This window comes from Brevundimonas sp. C43 (assembly GCF_030732185.1).
GTDB classification, from domain to species: Bacteria; Pseudomonadota; Alphaproteobacteria; order Caulobacterales; family Caulobacteraceae; genus Brevundimonas; species Brevundimonas diminuta_C.
The window spans coordinates 2,754,864-2,771,729 of record NZ_CP132231.1; the positions used below are offsets into that span (position 1 = coordinate 2,754,864).

14 protein-coding genes and 1 pseudogene are annotated in these 16,866 nt (G+C 67.1%); 9 read left to right on the forward strand and 6 right to left on the reverse strand.

Annotated features, from left to right (window positions below; translation table 11 throughout):
* The first annotated feature begins 132 nt into the window (after positions 1-132).
* Both Q9R14_RS13855 and Q9R14_RS13860 read left to right on the forward strand, forming a co-directional pair.
* Positions 133-2,256, forward strand: coding sequence for a response regulator (locus Q9R14_RS13855; RefSeq protein ID WP_306002779.1), 2,124 nt, complete (start codon positions 133-135; stop codon positions 2,254-2,256).
* A 185-nt stretch (positions 2,257-2,441) separates the two neighbouring features.
* Positions 2,442-3,491 (forward strand): ribonucleotide-diphosphate reductase subunit beta, encoded by a 1,050-nt coding sequence (locus Q9R14_RS13860; RefSeq protein ID WP_112862969.1) that lies wholly within the window; start codon positions 2,442-2,444, stop codon positions 3,489-3,491.
* A 22-nt stretch (positions 3,492-3,513) separates the two neighbouring features.
* On the opposite strand, the pseudogene Q9R14_RS13865 reads toward Q9R14_RS13860, so the two are convergent.
* A pseudogene (locus tag Q9R14_RS13865) lies at positions 3,514-3,929 on the reverse strand (ester cyclase).
* A 311-nt stretch (positions 3,930-4,240) separates the two neighbouring features.
* Between Q9R14_RS13865 and Q9R14_RS13875 the strand changes: the two are divergent.
* Positions 4,241-4,876, forward strand: a complete 636-nt coding sequence (locus tag Q9R14_RS13875) for a glutathione S-transferase family protein (RefSeq protein WP_306002781.1) — start codon at positions 4,241-4,243, stop codon at positions 4,874-4,876.
* A gap of 6 nt (positions 4,877-4,882) precedes the next feature.
* Here the strand turns inward: Q9R14_RS13875 and Q9R14_RS13880 are convergent, their stop codons facing one another.
* Positions 4,883-5,389 (reverse strand): hypothetical protein, encoded by a 507-nt coding sequence (locus Q9R14_RS13880; protein WP_185225517.1) that lies wholly within the window; start codon positions 5,387-5,389, stop codon positions 4,883-4,885.
* Positions 5,390-5,535: 146 nt separating this feature from the next.
* On the opposite strand from Q9R14_RS13880, the gene Q9R14_RS13885 reads away from it, so the two are divergent.
* Positions 5,536-5,799: a hypothetical protein gene (locus tag Q9R14_RS13885; RefSeq protein ID WP_306002782.1), complete on the forward strand. Its 264-nt coding sequence runs from the start codon at positions 5,536-5,538 to the stop codon at positions 5,797-5,799.
* 6 nt (positions 5,800-5,805) lie between these two features.
* Here the strand turns inward: Q9R14_RS13885 and Q9R14_RS13890 are convergent, their stop codons facing one another.
* The gene (locus tag Q9R14_RS13890; protein WP_199060094.1) at positions 5,806-7,278 is read right to left on the reverse strand and encodes a sensor histidine kinase; all 1,473 of its coding nucleotides are present in this window, start codon (positions 7,276-7,278) and stop codon (positions 5,806-5,808) included.
* Positions 7,275-8,024 carry a TVP38/TMEM64 family protein gene (locus Q9R14_RS13895; protein ID WP_165114511.1) on the reverse strand — a complete coding sequence of 250 codons (750 nt, stop codon included), beginning with the start codon at positions 8,022-8,024 and terminating at the stop codon, positions 7,275-7,277. Before Q9R14_RS13895 ends, Q9R14_RS13890 begins: the two co-directional genes overlap by 4 nt.
* 126 nt (positions 8,025-8,150) lie before the next feature.
* Between Q9R14_RS13895 and rpmH the strand changes: the two genes are divergently transcribed.
* Genes rpmH through yihA form a run of 4 tightly spaced genes read left to right on the forward strand, consistent with a single transcriptional unit; the run spans position 8,151 to position 11,163 of the window.
* Positions 8,151-8,285, forward strand: coding sequence for a 50S ribosomal protein L34 (gene rpmH, locus Q9R14_RS13900; RefSeq protein ID WP_003164000.1), 135 nt, complete (start codon positions 8,151-8,153; stop codon positions 8,283-8,285).
* A 30-nt stretch (positions 8,286-8,315) separates the two neighbouring features.
* Positions 8,316-8,720: a ribonuclease P protein component gene (gene rnpA, locus Q9R14_RS13905; RefSeq protein WP_306002783.1), complete on the forward strand. Its 405-nt coding sequence runs from the start codon at positions 8,316-8,318 to the stop codon at positions 8,718-8,720.
* On the forward strand, positions 8,717-10,513 hold the full coding sequence (yidC, locus tag Q9R14_RS13910; protein WP_306002784.1) for a membrane protein insertase YidC: 1,797 nt from the start codon (positions 8,717-8,719) through the stop codon (positions 10,511-10,513). Before rnpA ends, yidC begins: the two co-directional genes overlap by 4 nt.
* A complete protein-coding gene (yihA, locus tag Q9R14_RS13915) occupies positions 10,510-11,163 on the forward strand; it encodes a ribosome biogenesis GTP-binding protein YihA/YsxC (RefSeq protein WP_306002785.1) in 654 nt (217 codons plus the stop codon). The genes yidC and yihA overlap by 4 nt, the downstream gene beginning before the upstream one ends.
* A gap of 98 nt (positions 11,164-11,261) precedes the next feature.
* Here the strand turns inward: yihA and Q9R14_RS13920 are convergent, their stop codons facing one another.
* Positions 11,262-14,126, reverse strand: coding sequence for a pitrilysin family protein (locus Q9R14_RS13920; protein WP_265150780.1), 2,865 nt, complete (start codon positions 14,124-14,126; stop codon positions 11,262-11,264).
* Positions 14,127-14,316: 190 nt separating this feature from the next.
* On the opposite strand from Q9R14_RS13920, the gene Q9R14_RS13925 reads away from it, so the two are divergent.
* Positions 14,317-15,555 carry an argininosuccinate synthase gene (locus Q9R14_RS13925; RefSeq protein WP_045810901.1) on the forward strand — a complete coding sequence of 413 codons (1,239 nt, stop codon included), beginning with the start codon at positions 14,317-14,319 and terminating at the stop codon, positions 15,553-15,555.
* Here Q9R14_RS13925 and Q9R14_RS13930 read toward each other — a convergent pair.
* Positions 15,552-16,853 carry a sorbosone dehydrogenase family protein gene (locus Q9R14_RS13930; RefSeq protein WP_265150781.1) on the reverse strand — a complete coding sequence of 434 codons (1,302 nt, stop codon included), beginning with the start codon at positions 16,851-16,853 and terminating at the stop codon, positions 15,552-15,554. The two genes, Q9R14_RS13925 and Q9R14_RS13930, sit on opposite strands and share 4 nt — an antisense overlap.
* Between the last annotated feature and the right edge of the window lie 13 nt (positions 16,854-16,866).

Consider the following 16,866-nt stretch of genomic DNA (forward strand, 5'->3'; position numbering starts at 1 on the left):
CGGCTGGGGCCCTTTGCTGGCAAGGGCGAGTAAACGGCGACGCTGAACGGCGGTTCCGCAATTCTACCTAGGTCGGCCGCTACGGGATCCTTAACCCCTGCATGTCACTGTTCCGTCATGGGACTGGAATTGGTGAACGCAGAACGCGGGCGCTGGCGGTTTTTCCGTCACGAGGCCGGCCGCGCGGCTGGACCGTCGCCCTACGCCTATGTGGCGCTGTTCGCCCTATGCCTGTCGGTCGCCCAGTGGAGCATGCATGCCTTCGGCGCCACGGTTCTGTGGCCGGCCAATGCGGTGCTTCTGGCCGCCGTCCTTCAGCTTCATCGTCGCCAGGCCATCGGAGTCATGCTCGCCTGCGCCGCCGTCAATCTGGTCAGCAACATCGTGCGCGGCGATCCCGGCGTGATGATGTTCACCAATGTCGCCCTGAACCTGACGCAGGTTTGCGTCGCCGCCGTGTTGGCGCGCCGGGTCTGCGGGGCCGCGCTGGACATGCGCCGGCCTTGGCGTCTGTTCCGTTTCGCCGTCTTCGCCGCCGTTCCGGCCGTCTTGATCAGCACCCTGCTGGCGGGCGCGTTCGCTGTGCTGATGAGCTGGAAGGTGCCGGGAACTCTGGCGTTCCGGATGCACCACCTGTTCGACATGGAGCTGCTGGCGATGATGATCGTCACGCCGTCCCTGCTGCTGCTGGCGCGCAATCACCGTTTCCGGGACGACGCCCAGGCCACGATGACGGAGGCGGCCGCCCTGCTGGTGCTGGTCGGCGGCGTCACGCTTTGGGCCTTCACCCAGTCGTCGGCGCCGGTGATGTTCGCGGTGTTTCCGCCGCTGATCCTTCTGGCCTTCCGGCTGTGCCCGCCCACGACCGCCTGCGCGGTGGTGCTGGTCGCGGCCATCGGCGGCGCCGCCACTCTGAGCGGGCATGGGCCGGTCGTGCTGACCCGCCTGCCGTCCGATCCGGTTCTCGCCGCCCTGCCCGAAGTGATGCGCCAGATGAATGTGTTTCATCTGTTCCTGCTGTGCGTCGTCGGGTCGGTCCTGCCCATCACCACATTGTCGACCGAGCGTCGGCGTCTGACGGCGCGTCTTAGGGCGCGCACGGCGGCGGCGCTGGACGCCTTGGCCCGGGCCAAGCGCGCCGACGAGGCGAAGTCGCGCTTCCTGGCCTTGATGAGCCATGAGATGCGCACGCCCCTGACCGGAGTCACGGGCTATGCCGACCTGTTGTCGCGCTCGACCAGCCTGGACGCGGAGGGCCATCGCCAGGTCAATGCGGTGCGCCAGTGCGGCGAATCCATGCTGCGTCTGGTCGAGGACTTGCTGGAGATTTCGCGCGGGGGCGACGAGGTCGTGCTGAAGCCCGCCGATCTGCGCGCCTTGATCCAAGACGCCGTGGCGCCGGCGCGCGAGTGGGCCGAGATCCGCGGCCTGACGTTCGATCTGCACATTGCGCCGGAGGCCGAGGGCTGGGTGCTGACCGACATGCGGCGCCTGCGTCAGATTCTGCATCATCTGACGCTGAACGCCTCGAAATTCACTATGCACGGGGGCGTGGGCGTCACGGTCGATCGGAGCGACGACCGGCTGCGCATCGCCGTTTCCGATACCGGCTGCGGCATGGACGCCGAGACCCTGGCGGGCGTGTTCCGCCTGTTCGAACAGGCGGACGCCTCCACCAGCCGCGCCCACGAGGGGGCGGGCGTCGGCCTGGCCTTGGCCAAGAGCCACGCCGAGCGGCTGAACGGGACCATCGCCGTCGAAAGCGTCCAGTGGCAGGGTTCGACCTTCACCGTGGAGATCGAGGCGCCCATCGTGGCCCCCGTAGAGACGGACGGCGGCGCGCCGCTGGACAGCCGCCGTATGCGGGTGCTGATCGTCGACGACCACCCGGCCAATCGGGATCTTCTGCGCATCATGCTGCGGGCCGCCGACTGCGACACCGCCGAGGCGTGCGATGGGCAGGAGGCGGTGAACGCCGCCTCGGCCGAGGCTTTCGACCTGATCCTGATGGATGTGCGCATGCCGGTGATGGATGGTCTGGCCGCCACCCGCGCGATCCGCGCCCTGGCCGATTCCGCCAGCCGGACGCCGATCCTGGCCGTCACCGCCGAGGCCATGCCCGAAGACGCCGCCCGGTGCCTGTCCGCCGGCATGGACGGCCATCTGGCCAAGCCGGTGACCCAGGCCAAGCTCTACGCCGCCATCGACGAGACGCTGAGCGCGGCCGCAACTCGCCTGAACGCCCAAGCCGCCTGAGCCGCCGGGCGCGGCGTCATCCCCAGGTGCGTCCCCAGGTGCGTCCCCAAGAATGTGCGGCACGGACACAACATCTAGCGGTCGAGATAAATCGTGATCGCAAAATAGACCTGTTTCGACTTGGCGCCGGGACCATCGCATCGCATGGTGAACGCCTGTTTGGAATCGCCCTCAGGTCCAGTTCGATGAACGCCATCACCCCGATCATCCTTCCCGAGCGCGCCGGTCTTCTGACCCCGTCGGCCGCCTACAAGCCGTTCCGCTATCCGTGGGCGTTCGACATGTGGAAGAAGCAGCAGCAGGTCCACTGGATGCCCGAAGAGGTGCCGCTGGGCGAGGACGTCAAGGACTGGGCCTCGACCCTGAACGACGGCGAACGCAACCTGCTGACCCAGATCTTCCGCTTCTTCACCCAGGCGGACATCGAGGTTCAGGACAACTACATGGAACGCTACGGTCGGGTCTTCAAACCGACCGAGGTGAAGATGATGCTGGCCGCCTTCGGCAATATGGAGACGATCCATATCGCGGCCTACGCCCTGCTGCTCGAGACCATCGGCATGCCCGAGAGCGAGTTCGGCGCCTTCATGGAATATGAGGCCATGCGGGACAAGCACGACTACATGGGCCAGTTCGGGGTCGATTCAGACGCCGACATCTGCCGGACCCTGGCCATGTTCGGTGGCTTCTCGGAAGGCGTTCAGCTGTTCGCCTCCTTCGCCATGCTGATGAACTTCCCGCGTCAGAACAAGATGAAGGGCATGGGCCAGATCGTGTCTTGGTCGGTGCGCGACGAGAGCCTGCACTGCGAAGGCATCATCAAGCTGTACCACGCCTTCAACAAGGAGACGGGCGCCGTCACCAAGTCGGTCGCGGACGACATCGTCGACTGCTGCAAGACGGTGGTGAACATGGAAGACAAGTTCATCGACCTGGCCTTCGAGATGGGCTCTGTGAACGGCATGACGCCCGAGGACATCAAACAGTACATCCGCTTCATCGCCGACTGGCGCCTGCGTCAGCTGAAGCTGCCGGAAGTCTATGGGGTGACGGAAAACCCGCTGCCCTGGCTGCAGTCGCTACTCAGCGGCGTCGAACACGCCAACTTCTTCGAGGCCCGCGCCACCGAATATTCCAAGGCGGCGACGCAGGGGAACTGGCACGGCGCCGACGGCGTCTGGACCGAGTTCGACCGCATGATGGCGCGCCGCGACATGAGCTTGGTCGCGGGCTGAACCCGCGACCAGGGGCGCGGCCTCAGACGGGGGCCGCGCCGATCTGTTTGAGGATGCCCAGCTCGTCGGAGCTGCCCCAACGTTCGACCATCTTGCCCTCCTCGAACCGGCCGATCTGCATCCCGCGAACCTCGATGGACTTGCCCGTAGCGGCTACGCCCTGGAAGTCGCCCTTGTGCGTGCCGGTCAGGGTGTAGGCGAAGGCCACCTGATCGCCTTCGCTGAGCATGGTCTGAGGTTCGACCTTCAGGTCGGGAAGGCGGTCCGCATCTCGGTGAAGAAGGCCTTGAAGCCTTCGGGCCCCGGTCCCTGACCCGGTGCGCGATCGTTGTCGACGCAAGCCTCCGCCACGACCTCGGGAAAGGCGTCCAGAGCGCCCGTGTTGACGATCTCGCCGAAGCGTTTGGTTGCGGCGATATTGGCGGTGGCATCGGCCATGAAGGGTCTCTTTCGCTTGGGGTTCGATAGAGACAACCGCCCGATCCCTCTATGGTTTCAGCCGGCACGGTTTATTGCGCTGGCCGGATCCAGGCCGTCGCGCGATGAGGCCTTGCGGAGGCCCGACCGGCATAGCCGCGCCTGTTCCTGCCAAGGGGCGTAGTCGCGATCATATTGCTCCGGGCTGGCGCGGTGTCGAGGGCGCCTGGGGCGCGTTCGATCGCATGATGGCGCGGCGCGACATGAGCCTGGCCGCGGGCTGACACATCTCCCATTTCGGGCGTAGGCTCTCTCGAAAGGGAGAGCACCCCATGAGCGAAGAGATCGTCTTCTACACCAACCCCATGTCGCGCGGACGCATCGTCCGCTGGATGCTGGAGGAGGCAGGTCAACCCTATCGCATCGTCGTGGTCGATTATCCGGCGATGAAGTCGCCGGACTATCTGGCGATCAATCCGATGGGCAAGGTGCCGGCCATCGCTCATCGCGGCGTCGTCGTGACCGAATGCGCCGCCATCTGCGCCTATCTGGCCGACGCCTTTCCTGACGCCGGCCTGGCGCCGGCGACGGACGATCCGCTGCGCGGCCTTTATTATCGCTGGATGTTCTTCGCCGCCGGACCGGTCGAGGCGGCGGTGACGGCAAAGTCGCTGGGTCAACTGCCGCCGCCCGAGAAGTCGGCCATGGTCGGCTACGGCTCGTTCGATCAGGTGATCGACGGACTGGGGCATGCGCTCGATCGCAGCCCGTGGATCCTTGGCGAGCGGTTCAGCGCGGCCGATGTCTATGTCGGCAGCCAGATCGCCTGGGGACTGATGTTCAAGAGCCTGCCCGAACGGCCGGCGTTTAAGGCCTATGCCGAGCGGATCACGACACGCCCGGCCGCCGTGCGTGCCCGCGAAATCGACGACGCCCTGATCGCCGAGGCGAAGGCCAAGGCGGACTGACGGCGTTCACTGCGCCGGTTCAACCCACGCCGGCCGGGCGGTGCAGGCGGGGCGGAAGCCCGTGCGGCACAGTCGCACCTGTTCCTGCCAAGCGGCGTAGTCTCGATCATATTTTTCTTGGGCCAAACGGGCGGTTTCGGCGGCGGCGCGCGCCTGTTCCTCGGCCTGACTGACCTCGATCTGATGACGGGCCAGGGCGGCGTCGTAGTCCAGCCGGTTGGCGGCGTCGGTCTTGTCGGCCAGGGCGTTCTGGGCGGCGATCTCGTCGTTGAGGGCGCGGGTGGTGCGCAGTTCCTCTTCGGTCTGCTGGGCGTCGCTGGCCCGGTGATAGGCCTCGCCCCGCGCCTTCAGCAGGGCGTCGCGGCTGGCGGGATCGGCCGGGTCGGGCAGGGCGCGCTGATCGCGATACGGGTCGGCGGTCGCCGGCGCCGGCCCCGTCGTCGTCTGGGCGGCGACGGGCGCGGTCAGGGCGGCGGCCAGCAGGGCGGCGGCGACGGCGGTGCGAACGATCATGACTGTCTCTCCCGAGGCCGAGGCGTTACCCGCAGCTTGGCCATTGTGATCCTGCTGCACAACGCCGCAGCGATGAAAAGGTGGCGAAAGGCTCGGCTTCGCGTCATGGTCGATCTCTCCCGACCGCAGCCTAGCCGAGAAGATCGATGATCCTGAGCACCGCGTCCGGCGACTTCCCCATTCCTGCGGATGTCGCGCGCCAGTTGCCGAACGTGCCGGCTCTGCCCGATACGACCGCCGCAGACGCCCGGCTTCAGATCGAGGACTTCTGTCACTGGCTGGACGCCTCGCCTGAACACGCCATCGACTATGAGCGGCTGCGGCGCTGGCATCTGGTTCAGGAGGAACTCGCGGCCCAGGCCAAGGCGGACAACCGGCCCTTCGTCGTGTCGGACGACGGTCTGGAATAGGGCGGTTCAGCCCGGCAGGCGCAGCTCGAACACGGCGCCCTTGCCGTCGGTTTCGACCAGACGCAGGTCGCCGCCGTGAAGGGCGGCCAGTTCGCGCGAGATGGTCAGGCCCAGGCCCGAACCGTCCGAGCTTTTTGAGCTGACGAAGGGTTCGAACAGGCGTTCGGCCAGACGCGGCGGAATGCCGGGGCCGTCGTCCGCGATGCGCACGACGCAGAAGCCGTCCTGACCAAAGGCGCTGACGGTGATGGCCCCCTTGCCGCGCCGCTCGGGCGGACGCGTCGGATCGGCCTCGATGGCCTGGCGGGCGTTGCGCATCAGATTGACCAGGATGCGATACAGCTGATCCGGGTCGGCCTCGACGGCGAACCGGGGCGGCAGCTGTTTGACCAGGCGTACGCCGTCAGGGTCAAGCCCGGCGTCCTCGGCCGCCAGGGTCAGGGCCTTGGTCAGGACGACGCGGGTCTTCTGGGGCGCGGGCTCCTCGCTCTTGCCGTATTCCAGCACATTGCGCGACAGGCCGGCGGCGCGGCTGAGCGCGCGCTCCAGCCGGGGCAAGGCCTTGGCCACCTGAGGATCGGCGGAGGTCGCCAGCCGCTCGGACGCCATCTGGGCCGAGGTCAGCATGTTTCGCAGGTCGTGGTTGATCTTGGCCACCGCCTCGCCCAGCGCGACCAGACGGGCGCGAGAGCGCAGGGAATGGCGCACCTCCTCCTGCATCCGGCTGAGTTCGCGCTCGACGCGGCCGATTTCGTCGTGACGGTCGGACGGCGCCTCGGCCTCGCTCTCGGGATCGGCGGCGAACCGCTCCATCGAGCGGGTGACGCGACGCAGCGGGCGCAGCACCAGCAGGGCCAGACCGCCATACAGCAGGGCGCCCGCCGTCACCGACACCAGCAGGGACACCAAAAGGCTGTTCAGCAGGAAGGCGCGCAGTTCCAGCTTCAACGGCTGAGCAGGCGTGACGATCTCGATGAAGTCGCCCGAGCGATAGCGCGGCTTGGCCTGAACCCGCAGCGAACGGTCCGGATGTCCGAACAGGGTGCGCCACGGGTCGGTCAGGCGCGACCAGCTGTCCTGACGCCTCAGGTCGATCAGTTCGGGCGCGCGGGGCAGGTTGGGGGCCTGAAGCAGCAGGCGGCGAACGCCTTGCTCTGTCAGGGCCACCGCCTGAACCCCGCCGATCCGCATCAGCTCGGCGGCCGTGTCGTCCTCGACCGCGCTATAGGGCAGGGCTTCGACCCCGACCGAGGCCAGTTCGGCGGCCTGGAGCCGGTCGCGCAGCCAGCGTTCATGGAAGGCCGCCAGGTTCGGGCCCAGGATCAGGGCCTCGACCGCCAGGGTGAAGGCGACGGTCAGCAGCAGCAGCCGCGCCGACAGGCCGTCTGGCGCGCGCGGGGTCAGGCGCTCGCGCCAGAGATTGGCCTGGTCCGGCGTCAGGTTCAGCCGCGCCGCGATCCGGTCGAACAGGGCGCTCATGCCGCCGTCGCTCCGATCCGGCGGGCGCGGATCATCTGGAACAGCTTGATGCCGATCGGCAGCAGCAGGGACAGGAAGACCACGCCCATCAACGGCCAGAAGAACTGTTGCAGCAGCATCGGCAGGTCCGGCCGCACGCCGGCGCGCAGCAGGTCGCCCAGCTGCGATCCGATCCAGGTATAGATGAAGGTGGACGGCAGCAGGCCGATGAAGGTGGCGATGATGTAGGGTCTCAGCGGCACCGCCATCATCCCCGCCGTCGCGTTGACCAGGACGAAGGGCACGCTGGGGATCACGCGCAGGGTGAACAGGGTGGTAAAGGCGTTGCGGTCGATACCCTTGGCCAGCCGATCCATGAAGCCGGCGTCGGCCTCGAACTTGGCGCGCAGCCACGAACCGATCGATGTGCGATAGACATAATAGATGACGACCGAACCGATGGTGGCCCCCGTCGACTGGGCCAGGGCCCCGACATAGGGGCCGAACATCATCCCGCCCAGCAGGGTCAGGAAGACGGGTCCGGGAATGGTCGAGGCGGTCGCCAGGGCATAGACGGCGATGAAGGCCACGAGCGCGATCCACCAGTTCTGTTGTGCATAGGCCTGAAGGTTCAGCCCGTGCTCGCGGATCAGATCCATCGACAGATAGCGGTTCCAGCCCAGGGCGAAGAAGGCGATCACCAGCCCGGCGATGGCCGCCAACGGCGCCAGCCGCAGGGCCCATTCCTTCGCCGTTCGTTTCGCCATCCGTTTCATCGTCCCGAAATGCCGTCCGAGCGTTGACTCACGCGGACATGCGACTTATACGCCCGCCCTTCCTGCGGCGGACGCCTCTTGCCCCGTCGCCCAACCTTTTAACGTCAGGAGCCGACCGTGAAGCGGACCTATCAGCCGTCGCGACTCGTGCGCAAGCGCCGTCACGGCTTCCGCAGCCGGATGGCCACCAAGAACGGCCAGAAGATTGTTGCGCGCCGTCGCGCCAAGGGCCGCAAGCGCCTGACGGCGTAAGCGGCTTACGCGTCCGGATCTTTTGGACGCATGAGCGACCCTTTACAGATCAAGCGTCTGTTGCGGCGGCCCCAGTTCCTGGCGGCCGCCAAAGGCGCTTCCGAGGCGCGCGGCGCCGTGGTGATCCAGCGGCTGGAGCGCGGCGACGGTTCGCCGCACATCGGCCTGGGCTTCACCGCCACCAAGAAGATCGGCGGGGCGGTCCAGCGCAACCGCGCCAAACGCCGTCTGCGCGAGGCCGCACGGGCCATGCTGGCCCAGCATGGCGTGCCCGGAAGCGACTATGTCTTCATCGCCCGCATGGGCACGACCGAGCGTGCGTGGGACCGTCTGCTTGACGACGTGAAATCGACGCTTACAAGGCTGGCGACACCCAAGGCTCACAAGCCTTCGCACGCCCGCGCCCCCTCCGGCCAGGACCGCCAGAATCCATGAAAAACGAAAACACGCGCAACACGATCATCTTCATCGTGTGCTCGGTCCTGATCATGGGGATCTACTATTTCGCCGTGCTGCGTCCGCAGGCCGAGCGTCGCGCCGTGCAACAGCAGGCCCAGGCCGAGCAGTCGCAGACCGCTGAAAACGCCGCGCGTACGGCGCTCAGCCCGCAGGGGCCGACCTTCGTCACCGACCGCAGCCAGGCGCTGAGCACGGCCGCGCGTGTGCCGATCCAGTCCGGCACGCTGAAGGGGTCGCTGTCGCTTCAGGGCGGCCGGATCGACGACCTGTTCCTGACCGACTACCGCGAGGTTCAGGACAAGCCCCAGCCGGTGGAGCTGTTCCGCCCGCAGGGCATGCAGAACGCCTATTTCGCCCAGTTCGGCTGGACCGGCCCCAATGTCGCCGGCGGCGTGCCCGGACCCAATACCGTCTGGCGCCTGACCAACGGTTCGACCCTGACGCCAACGACGCCGGTCACCCTGACCTGGGACAACGGCCAGGGCCTGCGCTTCACCCGCGTGATCTCGGTCGACGACAAATACGTCTTCTCGGTGCAGGACACGGTCCAGAACCTGGGCACGCAGGCGATCACAATCGCCCCCTACGGCAGCGTCCAGCGCCAGGGCGTGCCGCCCGCAGCCGGCTCGTCGCACATCGTCCACGAGGGCGCGATCGGCACCTTCGGCAAGCCGGGCGACTACCGGACCGAGCAGAAGAAATACAAGGACTGGCTGAAGGAGCCGCGGATCGAGAACGCCTCGACCGGCGGCTGGCTGGGCATCACCGACAAATACTGGCTGGCGGCCCTGCTGCCCCAGCAGAACGAGGCGGTCGAAACCGAATTCCGCGTCCGCGACCTGAACGGCGCCCAGCAGCTGGAAGCCAATGTCCTGGGCACCACCCGCACCATCCAGCCCGGCGCGACCGCGACCGAGACCCAGCGCCTGTTCGCCGGGGTCAAGCGCGCCGAGGTGCTGAAATCCTATGAGCAGAGCCTGAATCTCCCGCGCTTCGTCTATGCGATCGACTGGGGCATGTTCTGGTTCCTGACGCGTCCGATCTTCTGGATCCTGGAGAACGTCTATGGCCTGGTCGGCAGTTTCGGCGTCGCCATTCTGGCCCTGACCGTCATCGTCAAGCTGGTGATGTTCCCGCTGGCCAACAACGCCTACGCCTCGATGTCCAAGATGCGGAACCTCCAGCCCAAGATGGAGGAGATCAAGAAGAAGTTCAAAGACGACCCCCAGAAGCAGCAGCAGGAGACGATGGCCCTGTATCAGCGCGAGAAGATCAATCCGGTCGCCGGATGCCTTCCGTTGGTGCTGCAGATCCCGGTCTTCTATGCCCTGTACAAGGTGCTGACCGTGACCATCGAAATGCGTCACCAGCCGTTCCTGGGCTTCATCCATGACCTGTCGGCGCGCGATCCGTCGTCGATCTGGAACCTGTTCGGCCTGATCCCGTGGGATCCGGCGATGGCGCCGCTGATCGGCGGCCTGTTGGCCGGCCCGCTGCACCTGGGTCTGCTGGCGATCGCCTATGGCCTGACGATGTGGCTGCAGACGGCGATGAACCCGCCGGCGGCCGATCCGGTCCAGCGCCAGATCTTCCAGTTCATGCCGCTGCTGTTCACCTTCATCATGGCGCCGTTCGCGGCGGGCCTGCTGATATACTGGGCCTGGTCCAACATCCTGACCATCCTGCAGCAGTATGTGATCATGCATCGCTACAAGGCCGAGAACCCGATCGATACCTTCTTTGCCCGGTTCAAGAAGTCACCGGCGTGATCGACGAGACCGAGTTCACGCCCGAGGACATCGAGGCGGCGCGCATTCTGTTCGCGCGGCCTGCGACCTTCGTCATGGGCGCGGCCAAGATCGAGCAGTTGCCCGACCCCGACCTGCCCGAGATCGCCTTCGCCGGCCGCTCCAACGTGGGCAAGTCCAGCCTGATCAACGGGCTGGTCGGCATGCACAAGCTGGCCCGCGCCTCGAACGAGCCGGGCCGCACGCGCGAGGTCAACTTCTTCGATCTGGACGGCCGGATGCGTCTGGTCGACCTGCCCGGCTATGGCTGGGCCAAGGCATCCAAGACCACGGTAAAGAAGTTCCAGGATCTGGGCCGCGACTATCTGCGCGGCCGGGTGACACTGAAGCGGGTCTATCTGCTGATCGACAGCCGCCATGGGCTGAAGTCGGTGGATACGGAGGCGCTGGATGCGCTGGACCTGGCGGCCGTCAGCTATCAGATCGTCCTGACCAAGGCCGACAAGCTGAAGAAGGGCGAAGGCGAGGCCATGCAGGCCGCGACCCTGAAGGCCATCTCCAAACGCCCCGCCGCCTTCCCGGTGGTGGCCCTGACCTCGTCTGAAAAGGGTCTGGGCCTGCCGGAACTGCGCGCCGAGATCATGCGCACGACGGGCGCGACGTTGGACTAGAGGCCCTCATCGTCGGGCCAGGGCCCGAGCATGACGGCAGAAAAGAAAAGGCCCGGAGATCGCTCTCCGGGCCTTCGTCGTTTTGGTCTGTCGTCGCCCTATTGGGCGGCGGGGGCCGCCGCGCGGACCTCGACGGGGATGCCCAGGGCGTCCAGTTGCGGCTTGACCACCGAGGCGTCGCCGACCACGACCCAGACGAACTTGGACGGGTCGATGGCGGCCTTGGCGGCGGCGTCCAGCTGGGCTGCGGTCAGGGCGTTGGTGCGCGCCGCGATGGTTTCCGGATAGTCGTCCGGACGGCCCAGCAGGGCGTTGGAGCGCATGGCGCCGAGGACCGCGGCCGAGGTCTCGTAGCTGCCGGCCAGACGGCGGGTGTTGCCGTTGATCGTGCGTTGCAGCTCCTCAGGCGTCACGCCCTTGCCGCCCGACAGGAAGTCGTTGAACTGCTGGTTCAGGGCTTCGATGGCCGGGCCGGTCTTGTCGGCCTGGACCGGGGCGGTGATCAGATAAGGCACGCGTCCGGCGAACGGATTGACCGAGGCGTTGACGCCGTAGGACCAGCTCTTGGTCTCACGCAGGTCCGAGTTGATGCGCGACAGGAAGTCGTTGCCGAGCACATTGTTCGCCGCGTTCAGCACCAAAAGGTCGTCGGTGCCCGACAGGCCCAGAACCTCGCCGCCCATGATGTAGGACTGGGGCGATTGCGGACGGTCGATCAGAACGATCTTCGGCGTCGCGACCGGGATCGGGGCCGAGAAGTCCTTGACGGCCTTGGCCGATGCAGGCGGGACCCATTGACCGAAGGCGCTGTCCAGGATCGGCGTCAGCTCGGCCAGGGGCCGGTCGGAGACGACGAACAGCTTGGCGTTGTCCGGACGGATCCACTTGGCGTAGTCGGCGCGGATGTCGGCGTCGGTGATCGCCTTGACGCTGGCCTCGTCGCCATTGCCGCTGAACGGACGGCCATAGGGGCTGTTCGGTCCGTACATCAGTTCCGGCAGGGCGCGGCTGGCCAAGGCGGCCGGCTGGGTGCGCTCGGCGGCGATGCGCGACAGGCGGGTGGCGCGAAGGCGCTCGAGCTCGGCCGGGGCGAAGGCGGGATTGCGCACCACCTCGGCCATCAGATCGACCGAGGGCTTCAGGTTCGGCGTCACCGCCGACAGCTGGACGACCGAGCTGTCCATCGTCGCGCCGGTAGTGATGGTTGCGCCCAGGGCTTCCTGCGCCTCGGCCAGCTGCGTGGCGTTCAGGGTGCGGGTGCCCTCGTCCATCAGGTCCAGCATCAGGGTCTGCAGACCCAGTTTGGACCGGTCGTCGGCGGCCAGACCGGCGTCGAAGTCAAGCGCGATCTTCGTCGTCGGGGTGGCGTCGCGCTGGGCGTAGATCACCTCCATGCCGTTCGACAGGCGGGTGCGCTCGACGGCCGGGAAGTCGACGTTGGCGACCTGACCGATCTCGGGCTTGGGCATGCGCGGCTTACGCTCGATTTCAGGCGCCGGGGTGCGGTTGGCGCCGGACGGCGCGGCGGCCGCCTCCTGATAGGCTTCGCGCTGGCCGGGCAGGGTGGTCAGCGTATAGGCCGGACGGGTCAGCCACTTCTGCATCGCCGCCTTGACCTGGGCCGGCGTGACGGCGGCGTAGGCGGCCAGTTGCTTCTTGTAGAACTCCGGATCACCGGCATAGAGCTGGCCCTCGGCGAGCGCCGTGGCCTTGCCGCCGAAGCCGCCGACCTGTTCCAGGCCCTGGATGCGGCGCGAGGCGTATTGGGTGACGACGCGGTTGATCTCGTCCTGGGTCGGGCCGTTGGCGATCAGGCCGTTCAGGATCTCGCGCATGCGCGCCTCGACGGCGGCGGGATCTTCGCCCGGCTTGATCGTGGCGCTCATCTCGAAGATGCCGACGCGGTGGAAGGCGCTGTTGCCGGCGCTGGCCGAGACGGCGGTCTGTTCGCCGCGCACCAGCTCATTGTCCAGGCGCGAGGAGGCCAGGCCGCCCAGCACGGAAGCGGCGACGCTGAGCGGCACCGAATCCGGGTCCAGCATGCCGGGCACGGCCCAGCTGACCTCGACCTGGGCGTTCGAGACGCGGTCATGGGTGGTTTCGCTGAGCGGTGCGGACAGGGTCGGGACCGGGGCCTGGGCGGGATTGTTCACCGGACCCTTGGCGATCGGGCCGAAGTATTTGTCAGTCAGTTCACGCGCCTTGGCGGGGGTGATGTCGCCGGCCAGCACCAGAACGGCGTTGTTGGGGCCATAGTTGGAGGTGAACCAGTCGCGCACCGTCTGCATCGAGGCGGCGTCCAGATCGGCCATCGAACCGATGGTCGAGTGGCGATAGGGGTGGCCTTCGGGGAACAGGGCCTCCAGCTGCTTGTACTGGTTCAGACCATAGGGCTGGTTGTCGCCCTGACGCTTTTCGTTCTGGACGACGCCGCGTTGCAGATCGAGCGTTTCCTGGCTGATGGCGCCCAGCATATAGCCCATGCGGTCGCTTTCCATGAACAGGGCCTGTTCCAGCGCCGGGGTCGGGACCGTCTCGAAATAGTTGGTGCGGTCGAAATAGGTGGTCCCGTTCATGTCGGTCGCGCCCATGTTGCGCATCGGCGTGAAATAGCTGCCGGGCGCATTTTCCGAGCCGCCGAACATCAGGTGTTCGAACAGGTGGGCGAAGCCGGTCTTGCCGGCCGGCTCGTCCTTGGAGCCGACATTGTACCAGACCGAGACGGCGACGACGGGGGCCTTGTGGTCCTCGTGGACCAAGACGGTCAGGCCGTTGTCGAGGGTGAACTTGGTGTAGGGGATGTCGACTTCATTGATCAGCTGCGACACCGGCGCGGCCTGGACGGCGGGCCCAGCAGTCTGACCGGCGGCCTGGGCGGCGGGTGCGGCGGCCACGGAGGCCCAGACGGGCGTTGAAACCGCCAGAAGGGCGGCGGCGGCGACGAGAGAGCCAGTGCGGCGCATGGGATATCCTCGGGATTGCAGTTGGAGGGGACCATAACGCCGGTCTGCCGCCTGGCAACGCGACCAAATAGAACATGACGAAAGGTTCATGTTCTCCCCCGCGCGACCCGGAAAAGGTTGCATCGCCGGACCCCCGGTCTTATGCGCGCGTCAACTCCCCGACTGACCGCCCCTTGCTGAAAGAGCCGCCATGTCCGCCCCCGCCGACAAGCCCGTCAAAAAAGTCGTCCTCGCCTATTCCGGCGGGCTGGACACCTCGATCATCCTGAAGTGGCTGCAGACCGAATATAACGCCGAGGTCGTGACCTTCACCGCCGACCTGGGCCAGGGCGAAGAGTTGGGCCCGGCGCGTGAGAAGGCGCTGAAACTGGGCATCAAGCCCGAGAACATCTTCATCGACGACCTGCGCGAAGAGTTCGTGCGCGACTTCGTCTTCCCGATGTTCCGCGCCAACGCCCAGTATGAGGGCGACTATCTGCTGGGCACCTCCATCGCCCGCCCGCTGATCTCCAAGCGCCAGATCGAGATCGCGCGTCAGGTCGGCGCCGACGCCGTTTGTCACGGTGCGACCGGCAAGGGCAACGATCAGGTCCGGTTCGAGCTGGGTTACTATGCGCTTGAGCCCGACATCCGCGTCATCGCTCCGTGGCGCGAGTGGGAATTCCGCAGCCGCGAGGCCCTGCTGGACTTCGCCGAGAAGAACCAGATCCCGATCGCCAAGGACAAGCGCGGCGAGGCGCCCTTCAGCGTCGACGCCAACCTCCTGCACTCCTCGTCCGAGGGCAAGGTGCTGGAAGACCCGGCGGTCGAGGCGCCCGAGTTCGTCCACCAACGCACGATCAGCCCTGAAGACGCGCCGGATAAGGCCACCGTCATCGAGATCGGCTTCGAAAAGGGCGACGCCGTCTCGATCAACGGCGAGGCCATGTCGCCCGCCACGATCCTGACCGCCCTGAACCAATATGGCCACGACAACGGCATCGGTCGCCTGGACCTGGTCGAGAACCGCTTCGTCGGCATGAAGTCGCGCGGCGTCTATGAGACCCCCGGCGGGACCATCCTGATCGCGGCGCACCGCGGCATCGAAAGCATCACCCTGGACGGCGGCTCCATGCACCTGAAGGACCAGCTGATGCCGAAGTACGCCGAGCTGATCTACAACGGCTTCTGGTTCTCGCCCGAGCGCGAAATGCTTCAGGCCGCCATCGACAAGAGCCAGGAAAACGTCTCCGGCACGGTCAAGGTCAAGCTGTACAAGGGTAATGTCTCGGTCATCGGCCGCGAAAGCCCCAACAGCCTGTACGATCAGGACCTGGTGACCTTCGAAGAAGGCGTTCAGGCCTATGACCACAAGGACGCGGCCGGCTTCATCAAGCTGAACGCCCTTCGCCTGCGCGTCCTGGCCAAGCGCGACGCGCGCAAGAGCTAGGGCGTCTTGTCCGAGCGGGCGATCCTGAGGATCGCCCGGTTTCGGTCGTCCGTGACCCAGATCGATCCGTCGGCGGCGACGGCCAGCACGACCGGCGCGCCGCGCGGCTGGCGGCCTGCGACCGTGTCCCAGCCCGGCGTCAGCACCTTGCCGCGTAGGCTGGGCGCGCCGGCGGGATAGGACAGGGCGCCGCGCGGATAGATGGCGTAGCGGCCGCCGATATCGGTCAGGGGGCGGCCCTCGCCATCCGTCTCGGCCGCCACGATCCGGCCGCCCGCGCGACGATAGCCGTGCCAACTCATCAGCAGCCGGCCGCGCAGTTCGGGGAACATCGCCCCGTCGTAATAGATCAGGTCCAGCGGCGCGGCGTGGGGCGGCAGCAGGGCGGTCGGGCGGTCGCGCTGGTTGCATCGCGCCTGGCCCGCGCTCCAGCCCGGCAGGGGCGTCGCCAGATCGACGCAATAGGGCCAGCCGTAATGGCCGCCCTGACGCAGGACATTGATCTCGTCATAGGGATGGTCGGGCGTGGTCAGGTCGACCGAGTTCTCGCCTTGCAGGATCGTGCCCGACGGGTGCCGGACCAGGGCGATGGAGTTGCGCAGGCCCGAGGCGAAAACGGTGCTGTCCTCGGCCCAGCGGCCGTTGCCCAGATAGGCGTGACGCCGCACCTGGGCCGTCGCCGCGCTGTCGATGCAGGCGCCCGCCGCATTGGCGCGCGCTCTGCCCCGCGCATCCACGCAGCGGTCGCTGGGCGCGCCGACATTGACCAGCAGGTCGCCGTTCGCGTCGAAGACGAAGCTGGAAAGCGGGTGGCGATTGGCGTGCAGACGATTGTCAGGCAGGTCGCCGATCACGGTGCGCACCGTCGCCGCCGGATCGGCCGCGTCGGGATCCAGCGTCAGGATGCGGTTCATCTCGGACACATAGATGCGCCCGTCCGGCCCGCGCGCCGCCGTGTGCGGCATGCTCAAGCCTTGCGCCAGCCGGCGCCAGCGCGGCGCGCCGTCGGCGCCGAACGATAGCCGCCAGATAGCGCCGCGTCCCTGATCCCAACTGCCCAGATCCGTCACCAGCCAGTCGCCATTGGATAGCGCCAGCAGGCCGCGCGGCATTCGCGGCCCCTCGGCCCCCGTTCCCTGCCAGACCAGCCCCAGGCAGTAGCCGGGCGACATGCGCACGGTGGTCATCGGGCGGCCGCCGCAGTCGCCATCAGTGGCATAGGCGCCTTGTGCGCCTCTCGCGCTGACAGGCGCGGCGACGAGCAGGGACAGCAGGGCCATAAGGCGGACGGTCTTCATGACGCCAAAAGTC

Coding starts and splice junctions, on each gene's coding strand:
- Q9R14_RS13860 (WP_112862969.1), top strand. CDS start 2,442: ATGAACGCCATCACCCCGATCATCCTTCCCGAGCGCGCCGGTCTTCTG.
- Q9R14_RS13875 (WP_306002781.1), top strand. CDS start 4,241: ATGAGCGAAGAGATCGTCTTCTACACCAACCCCATGTCGCGCGGACGC.
- Q9R14_RS13880 (WP_185225517.1), bottom strand. CDS start 5,389: ATGATCGTTCGCACCGCCGTCGCCGCCGCCCTGCTGGCCGCCGCCCTG.
- Q9R14_RS13885 (WP_306002782.1), top strand. CDS start 5,536: ATGATCCTGAGCACCGCGTCCGGCGACTTCCCCATTCCTGCGGATGTC.
- Q9R14_RS13890 (WP_199060094.1), bottom strand. CDS start 7,278: ATGAGCGCCCTGTTCGACCGGATCGCGGCGCGGCTGAACCTGACGCCG.
- Q9R14_RS13895 (WP_165114511.1), bottom strand. CDS start 8,024: ATGGCGAAACGAACGGCGAAGGAATGGGCCCTGCGGCTGGCGCCGTTG.
- rnpA (WP_306002783.1), top strand. CDS start 8,316: ATGAGCGACCCTTTACAGATCAAGCGTCTGTTGCGGCGGCCCCAGTTC.
- yidC (WP_306002784.1), top strand. CDS start 8,717: ATGAAAAACGAAAACACGCGCAACACGATCATCTTCATCGTGTGCTCG.
- Q9R14_RS13920 (WP_265150780.1), bottom strand. CDS start 14,126: ATGCGCCGCACTGGCTCTCTCGTCGCCGCCGCCGCCCTTCTGGCGGTT.
- Q9R14_RS13925 (WP_045810901.1), top strand. CDS start 14,317: ATGTCCGCCCCCGCCGACAAGCCCGTCAAAAAAGTCGTCCTCGCCTAT.
- Q9R14_RS13930 (WP_265150781.1), bottom strand. CDS start 16,853: ATGAAGACCGTCCGCCTTATGGCCCTGCTGTCCCTGCTCGTCGCCGCG.